At 50.3% G+C, this 364-nt stretch carries 1 protein-coding gene; it reads right to left on the bottom strand.

Annotated elements, in window-relative coordinates:
* On the bottom strand, positions 1 to 364 hold a 364-nt coding region (locus KVT32_RS29140; protein ID WP_217619320.1), incomplete at both ends, for a hypothetical protein.

Below are 364 nucleotides of genomic sequence, written 5' to 3' on the forward strand. Positions count from 1 at the left end.
GGGTCGTCAGGATCGGGTCATCCAGCGCATCGGAAGAGGGTGCGGACATGACAAGCATTCTTTCAAGCAGAAAAACTAAACGAGGGTATTTTACTGTAGGAAATAGAAAATTTATCGAATTTGATGATGCGGGTAACCATAAAACATACCACATCGTCTCCCATTCCCTACCTATCCGTAACTCTTCGTGAAATTTTTGTTGACCGTTGGAAATTTGACGAACAGGATGGTGCTTGTCGTCATTTTCGTCATTTGAGCCGTCGCCTGGCTCAGCTTGCCAAGGAATTCCATGCCCCACTCCGTCCCGTCCGCGCAGCAGGAAGCCGAACGCCCCGATGCCCTGCGCAAGCTGGAGCTGCTCGAT

Origin of the sequence: Achromobacter sp. GbtcB20, from assembly GCF_019091095.1 — a bacterium.
GTDB classification, from domain to species: Bacteria; Pseudomonadota; Gammaproteobacteria; order Burkholderiales; family Burkholderiaceae_B; genus Achromobacter; species Achromobacter mucicolens.